Source organism: Mesorhizobium sp. M7A.F.Ca.AU.002.02.1.1 (assembly GCF_003998535.1).
Classification (GTDB): domain Bacteria; phylum Pseudomonadota; class Alphaproteobacteria; order Rhizobiales; family Rhizobiaceae; genus Mesorhizobium; species Mesorhizobium ciceri.
The window spans coordinates 1-6,564 of record NZ_RZPB01000327.1; the positions used below are offsets into that span (position 1 = coordinate 1).

At 63.2% G+C, this 6,564-nt stretch carries 6 protein-coding genes; 1 reads left to right on the forward strand and 5 read right to left on the reverse strand.

Going from position 1 to position 6,564, the window contains the following annotated elements:
- The 3 genes from EN879_RS19775 to uxaC all read right to left on the reverse strand — a co-directional run.
- Positions 1–272, reverse strand: a 272-nt coding sequence (locus EN879_RS19775) for a TRAP transporter small permease (protein ID WP_164774476.1), incomplete at its 3' end; no start/stop codon positions are given.
- 59 nt (positions 273–331) lie between these two features.
- Positions 332–1,309 carry a TRAP transporter substrate-binding protein gene (locus EN879_RS19780; RefSeq protein ID WP_127274194.1) on the reverse strand — a complete coding sequence of 326 codons (978 nt, stop codon included), beginning with the start codon at positions 1,307–1,309 and terminating at the stop codon, positions 332–334.
- Between the two features lie 33 nt (positions 1,310–1,342).
- The gene (gene uxaC, locus EN879_RS19785; RefSeq protein ID WP_063169451.1) at positions 1,343–2,803 is read right to left on the reverse strand and encodes a glucuronate isomerase; all 1,461 of its coding nucleotides are present in this window, start codon (positions 2,801–2,803) and stop codon (positions 1,343–1,345) included.
- Positions 2,804–2,898: 95 nt separating this feature from the next.
- Here uxaC and EN879_RS19790 point away from each other — a divergent pair, with 95 nt between their 5' ends.
- Positions 2,899–4,419, forward strand: coding sequence for a mannitol dehydrogenase family protein (locus EN879_RS19790; protein WP_063169452.1), 1,521 nt, complete (start codon positions 2,899–2,901; stop codon positions 4,417–4,419).
- A gap of 51 nt (positions 4,420–4,470) precedes the next feature.
- Here the strand turns inward: EN879_RS19790 and EN879_RS19795 are convergent, their stop codons facing one another.
- Both EN879_RS19795 and atpD read right to left on the reverse strand, forming a co-directional pair.
- Positions 4,471–4,878: a F0F1 ATP synthase subunit epsilon gene (locus EN879_RS19795; protein WP_013529039.1), complete on the reverse strand. Its 408-nt coding sequence runs from the start codon at positions 4,876–4,878 to the stop codon at positions 4,471–4,473.
- 102 nt (positions 4,879–4,980) lie between these two features.
- Positions 4,981–6,564: F0F1 ATP synthase subunit beta (atpD, locus tag EN879_RS19800; protein WP_281034597.1), on the reverse strand; the 1,584-nt coding region annotated here is incomplete at its 5' end.

Sequence of the window (6,564 nt, forward strand, 5' to 3'; positions counted from 1 at the left end):
TTTGCGGCGGGCGGCAGGAAATAGAGCAGCACATCGAAGCCCAGATGCGTGCGTTCGCGGACACCGACGGCCGCGCCCAAAAAGATGAACCACCCCATCAAAATCACCGAGAAGGGTTCCGTCCAGCTTGGCGAACTGTTGAGCACATAGCGTGAGAACACCTGCCAGAAGATGATCACCGTCATCAGCGTCAGGCCGATGCCGCTGACCCACAGCGCAAGCCTCGCCAGCCGTGACAGCAGCCGTTCTATTGCCAGCCAGAATGGTTTCATATGCGCGCTTCCCACTGGACGGTGGCGCGCAAGCTCGCGCCACCATTGCCGCGAACGGATTATTTGGTCGCCTGGATGCGCGCGGCGAGATCTTTCAACTCGGGGGTCGAGAGATATTTCTCGTAGACCGGCTTCATCGCATCGATCAGCGGCTGCTTGTCGATCTCACTGACCTTGACGCCGGCTTTCTCGACGATGTCGCGCGACTTCTTCTCCTGCGCGTCCCACAATTCACGCATCTTGACGACGCTGTCCTTGGCCGCCTGCCGCACGATCGCCTGGTCTTCCGGGGCGAGCTTGTCCCAGCTCGCCTTCGACATCACCAGAACCTCGGGCACGATCTGGTGCTGGTCGAGCGTGTAATGCTTGGCGACCTCGAAATGCTTGGCGGATTCGAAGCTCGGCCAGTTGTTCTCGGCGCCGTCGATGACGCCTGTCTGCAAAGCCGAATAGACCTCGCCATAGGCCATCGGCGTGGCGTTGGCGCCCAACGCATTGACCATGTCGACGAACACGTCGGACTGGATGACGCGGAACTTCATGCCCTTCATGTCGGCCATCGAGGTGATGTCCTTCTTGGTGTTGTAGAAGGAGCGTGCCCCGGAATCGTAGAAGGCGAGACCGACAAGGTCGTGAGTCTCAAAGGCTTTCAGGATCTCGTCCCCGATCGGCCCGTCCATGACATGGCGCATATGCTCGACGGAGCGGAACATGTAGGGCAGCGACGGCACCGCGGTTTGCGGAACGATGCCGTTGAACGGCCCCATCGAGACGCGGTTGAGATCGATGACGCCGGTCTGCGTCTGCTCGATCGTGTCCTTCTCCTCGCCGAGCTGCGCCGAATGATAGACCTCGACCGAATAGCGGCCATTGGTGCGCTGCTTGATCAGCTCGCCCATATATTTGACCGCTTCGACGGTTGGATAGCCGTCGGGATGGGTATCGGACGACCGCAGCACGGCTTCGGCGTTGGCGCTGCCGACCAGCAACGAGCCGAAAACGAATGTAACTGCCGTCAATTTCGAAAGATGCAACATGACTTCCTCCCTATGAAAACCAAAACGCCCGGCTCAGAGCCGGTAGGCCTTTTTCGCAAGTGTATAGGCAAGCTCCCGCGCCAGCTCATGCGCCTCGTCCTCGCGCAGCCGATGCTCGGCGACGAGACGCGCCAGGAACGCGCAGTCGACCCGCCGCGCCACATCGTGGCGCGCCGGGATCGAGGGAAAGGCACGGGTGTCGTCGTTGAAGCCGACGGTGTTGTAGAAGCCGGCGGTCTCGGTGGTCATCTCGCGGAAGCGCCGCATGCCTTCCGGGCTGTCGTGGAACCACCAGGCCGGCCCGAGCTTCAGCGCCGGGTAGACACCGGCGAGTGGCGCCAGTTCGCGCGCATAGCTTGTTTCGTCGAGCGTGAAGAGAACGATTGTGAGGTCGCGCTCAAGTCCGACGCAGTCGAGCAGTGGCTTCAGCGCCGTCACATAGTCGGTCCGGGTCGGGATATCGAAACCCTTGTCGCGGCCGAATTTTTGGAAAACAGCCGACGAATGATTGCGCCAGGAGCCGGGATGGATCTGCAGCACCAGCCCGTCGTCGAGGCTCATCTTGGCCATCTCGGTCAGCATCTGGGCGCGGAACAGTTTCCGTTCGCGCTCGTCGTCGGAGCCACGGCGAACGCGATTGAACAGCTCCTGCGCTGCAGCATCCGAAAGATTGGCGGTCTCGGCCGTCGGATGGCCATGGTCGGACGAGGTCGCGCCGAAGCTTTTGAAGAAGGCGCGCCGCTGGCGATGCGCATCGAGATAGCCTGCCCAGCTGCCGGTGTCGCAGCCGGTGATCTCGCCGAGCCGGTCGAGATTGGTTGAAAACCCCTCGAAGTCGGGATCGACGACGGCGTCGGGGCGATAAGCGGTGACCACACGGCCCTGCCAGCCGCTGTCGCGGATCATCTGGTGCCATTTGAGATCGTCGAGCGCGCCTTCGGTGGTCGCGATGACCTCGATGTTGAAGCGCTCGAACAGGGCGCGCGGGCGGAAATTCTCCCACTGCAGCAGCGTCGCGATGGCGTCGTAGTGGCGGTCGGCGGTCGCTGCGGTCAGCGGCTCGTCGATGCCGAACAGATCGGCAAGCACATGATCGAACCACAGCCGGGTCGGTGTACCCCGAAACAGATAATAGTGCTCGGCAAAAAGCCGCCAGATCGCCCTGCCGTCGGTCTCGACCGGCGCGCCGTCCAGCGTCGCCACGCCGAGATCCTCAAGGCGGATGCCTTGGCTGAACAGCATGCGGAAAATGTAGTGATCCGGAACGATGAGCAGTTGCGCCGGATCCGGAAAAGGCTCGTTCAGCGCATACCAACGCGGATCGGTGTGGCCATGCGGGCTGACCAGGGGCAGGTCCTTGATCCCGGCATAGAGATCGCGGGCAACCGAGCGCGAATGCGCATCGGCGGGAAACAGCAGATCCGCATCGGTCAGTGGCACGGCAATCCTCCCAGGGCCGCTATCGGTAGGGGCGGCAAGAAATAATGTCAACATACAAAAATTAGGTTGTTGTATGATGACTTTTCGGCCCATTGTGTGGCGGGAAATCGAATGTTACGCCGCTTTGCCGATCCCTGCCGAGGCCACTCATGTCATCCGACCAGACCAGTCGCACCACGACGACCGAACGCCTTTCCACGAAGACGTTGCGCGCACTGCCGGCTTCGATCGCGACGCCTTCGTATGATCGCAGCCGCATCGTCCCGGGCATCGTGCATCTTGGCGTCGGCGCCTTCCATCGCGCCCACCAGGCCGCCTATGTCGACGATTGCCTGGCGGCCGGCGAGACGGATTGGGGCATAACAGGCGTTTCGCTGCGCAGCGCCGACACGCGCGACGCACTCACGCCGCAGGATGGGCTCTACACGCTGGCGATCAGAAGCAGTGGAACCGAAAAACTTCAGGTCATCGGCTCGATTACCGCGATGCTGGTGGCGCCGGAGGATCCGGGCGCGGTACTGGCCGCGCTGACCGATCCGCGCACCCGCATCGTCACGCTTACGATCACCGAAAAGGCCTATCTGAGGGCGGCTGGCGGCGGATTGGACGCTGCTCATCCCGATATCGCCCATGATCTGGCCAATCCGCAGATGCCGAAGACAGCGCATGGTTTCCTGACCGAGGCGCTTGCCCGGCGACGCGCCGCCGGCACGCCGCCCTTTACCGTGCTCTGTTGCGACAATCTGCCGGCCAACGGCGCCACGCTGCATCGGCTGTTGGTTGAATTCGCCCAGTTGCGAGATGCCGGGCTCGCCCAATCGAATGATGTCGGAATTGCCGATCACATCGCCCATCAGGTCGCCTTTCCTTCAAGCATGGTCGACCGCATCGTGCCGGCAACCACCGATGCCGATCGGGCGCGGATCGCTGAAGAACTCGGTGCCGAGGACGCTTGGCCTGTCATGACCGAGCCGTTCTGCCAATGGGTGGTCGAAGACAATTTCCCAGCGGGCCGCCCGGACTGGGAACAGTTCGGCGTCACCATGGTTCGCGACGTCGGCCCGTTCGAGGACATGAAGCTCAGGCTGCTCAACGGCTCGCATTCGGCCATCGCCTATCTTGGCCTGCTCAGCGGTCATGCCACCGTCGACCGCGCCTTCGCCGACCCGGCGATCCGGCAATTCGTCGATGCATTGTGGGCGGAAGCCATCCCGACCCTGCCCGAGGATGCCGGGCTCGACCCGAGCGCTTACACCGCGGAGCTCGCTGAGCGTTTTTCCAACACTGCACTTGCCCACCGTACGGCTCAGATCGCCAATGACGGCAGCCAGAAATTGCCGCAGCGCATCGTCGCTTCCGCCATCGAATGTCTAGAAGCCGGTACCGAGCTGGTCCATCTCACGTTGGTGGTGGCTGCCTGGATCGCTGCTTGCGCCGCACGAGGAAAAACCTTGCCGGAGGGCCATTTCACCGACCCGCTCGACGCGGCGTTGACGGCACTTTTGGGCGAGCAACTGCCGGCGAACGAAACCGTGACCGCTGTGTTCGACCTCGCCGGCTTCGCCAAGGACCATGCCGAGCGCCAGACCTTGATCGAGCTCGTGGCCGTGCATCTCGTCCACCTGCGACGAGACGGCCCGACATTGGCTTTCGCAGCCTTGGGCATTTAAACAAAAAAGCGAGGCAAGGCCCCGCTTTTTACTCTTTCATCGAACCGAATTTCAAGCCGGCAGGATGGCGCCTTCCAGCGTGGTGAGCTGGCTAAGGAACTGTTCCGCCTTGCTGCGAGCCTCGTCGTCCTTGGCATCAGTGGCGTCTTCTTTGGCTTCCTGGATGCGGCGCGCGAGATCGGCGCGGTCGACATCCTTCACCGCGACAGCCGATTCCGCCAGCAGCGTGCAGCCGGCCGGAACGATGTCGGCGAAGCCGCCGAACACCACATAGCGCTCTTCGCCGCCCGCTGCGGTCTTCACGGTGACGACACCCGGCTTGATCGTGGTCATGACCGGCGCGTGATGCGCCATCACGGTCATCTCGCCTTCGGCGCCCGGAATGACGACGGATTCAACCTGCTCGGAAACAAGCAGGCGCTCCGGCGAGACCAGTTCGAACTTGAAAGCTTCAGCCATGATCAATTTAGCGAATAGCGAATAGCGAGCAGCGAGTAGTCAGAAGAAGAATTCGCCGGCCCATATTCCCTATTCGCTACTCCCTATTCGCTATTCGCTTGATTACGCCGCTTCAGCCGCGAGGCGCTGTGCTTTCTCGACCGCTTCCTCGATGCCGCCGACCATGTAGAAGGCAGCTTCCGGAAGGTGATCGTAGTCGCCGTTGCAGAGGCCCTTGAAGCCCTTGATGGTGTCGGCGAGGTCGACCAGCTTGCCCGGCGCGCCGGTGAACACTTCGGCGACGAAGAAGGGCTGCGATAGGAAGCGCTCGATCTTGCGGGCGCGGGCCACGGTCTGCTTGTCTTCTTCCGACAGCTCGTCCATGCCCAGGATGGCGATGATGTCCTGCAGCGACTTGTAGCGCTGGAGGATCGACTGCACCTGGCGCGCGACGCCGTAATGCTCGTCGCCGACGACCAGCGGGTCGAGCATGCGCGAGGTCGAATCCAGCGGATCGACCGCCGGATAGATGCCCTTTTCGGCGATGGCGCGGTTCAGCGTCGTGGTCGCGTCAAGGTGGGCGAACGAGGTCGCCGGCGCCGGATCGGTCAAGTCGTCGGCGGGCACGTAGATCGCCTGCACGGACGTGATCGAGCCCTTGGTGGTGGTGGTGATGCGTTCCTGCAACGCGCCCATGTCGGTGGCGAGCGTCGGCTGATAGCCCACCGCCGACGGGATACGGCCAAGCAGAGCCGACACTTCCGAACCCGCCTGCGTGAAGCGGAAGATGTTGTCGACGAAGAACAGCACGTCCTGGCCCTGGTCGCGGAAATACTCCGCAACCGTCAGGCCGGTCAGGCCGACGCGGGCGCGCGCGCCCGGCGGCTCGTTCATCTGGCCGTAGACGAGCGCGGCCTTGGAGCCTTCGCCGCCGCCCTTCTTGTTGACGCCGGATTCGATGAACTCGTGATACAGATCGTTGCCTTCGCGGGTGCGCTCGCCGACGCCGGCGAACACCGAATAGCCGCCATGCGCCTTGGCGATGTTGTTGATCAGTTCCTGGATCAGCACGGTCTTGCCGACGCCGGCGCCGCCGAACAGGCCGATCTTGCCGCCCTTGGCGTAGGGAGCCAGGAGGTCGAGCACCTTGATGCCGGTGATCAGGATCTGTGCTTCCGTCGACTGCTCGACATAGGTCGGAGCCGGCTGGTGGATGGAGCGCATTTCGATCGCGTCGACCGGGCCTTCTTCGTCGACCGGCTCGCCGATGACGTTGATGATGCGGCCGAGCATGCCCGGGCCGACCGGCACGGTGATCGGCGCGCCGGTGTCACGCACTTCCTGGCCGCGAACCAGACCTTCGGTCGAGTCCATGGCGATGCAGCGCACGGTGTTTTCACCCAGGTGCTGGGCGACTTCGAGCACCAGACGGTTGCCGACATTGGTCGTCTCGAGCGCGTTCAGGATCGCCGGCAGGTGATCGCCGAACTGCACGTCGACGACGGCGCCGATGACCTGGCGGACCTTGCCGACAACGCCGGTTGCCTTGCTGGCCACTGCCGATGTCTTGGCAGCTGCGGCCTTCGCCGGTGCTGCTGCCTTGGCCGGGGCCGCCTTCGCGGCTGCTGCTGGAGCCTTTGCCGCCTTCGCGGGGGCTGCTGCCTTCGCGGCTGCGGCCTTGGGGGCCGCCTTCTGGGGGGTCGCTGC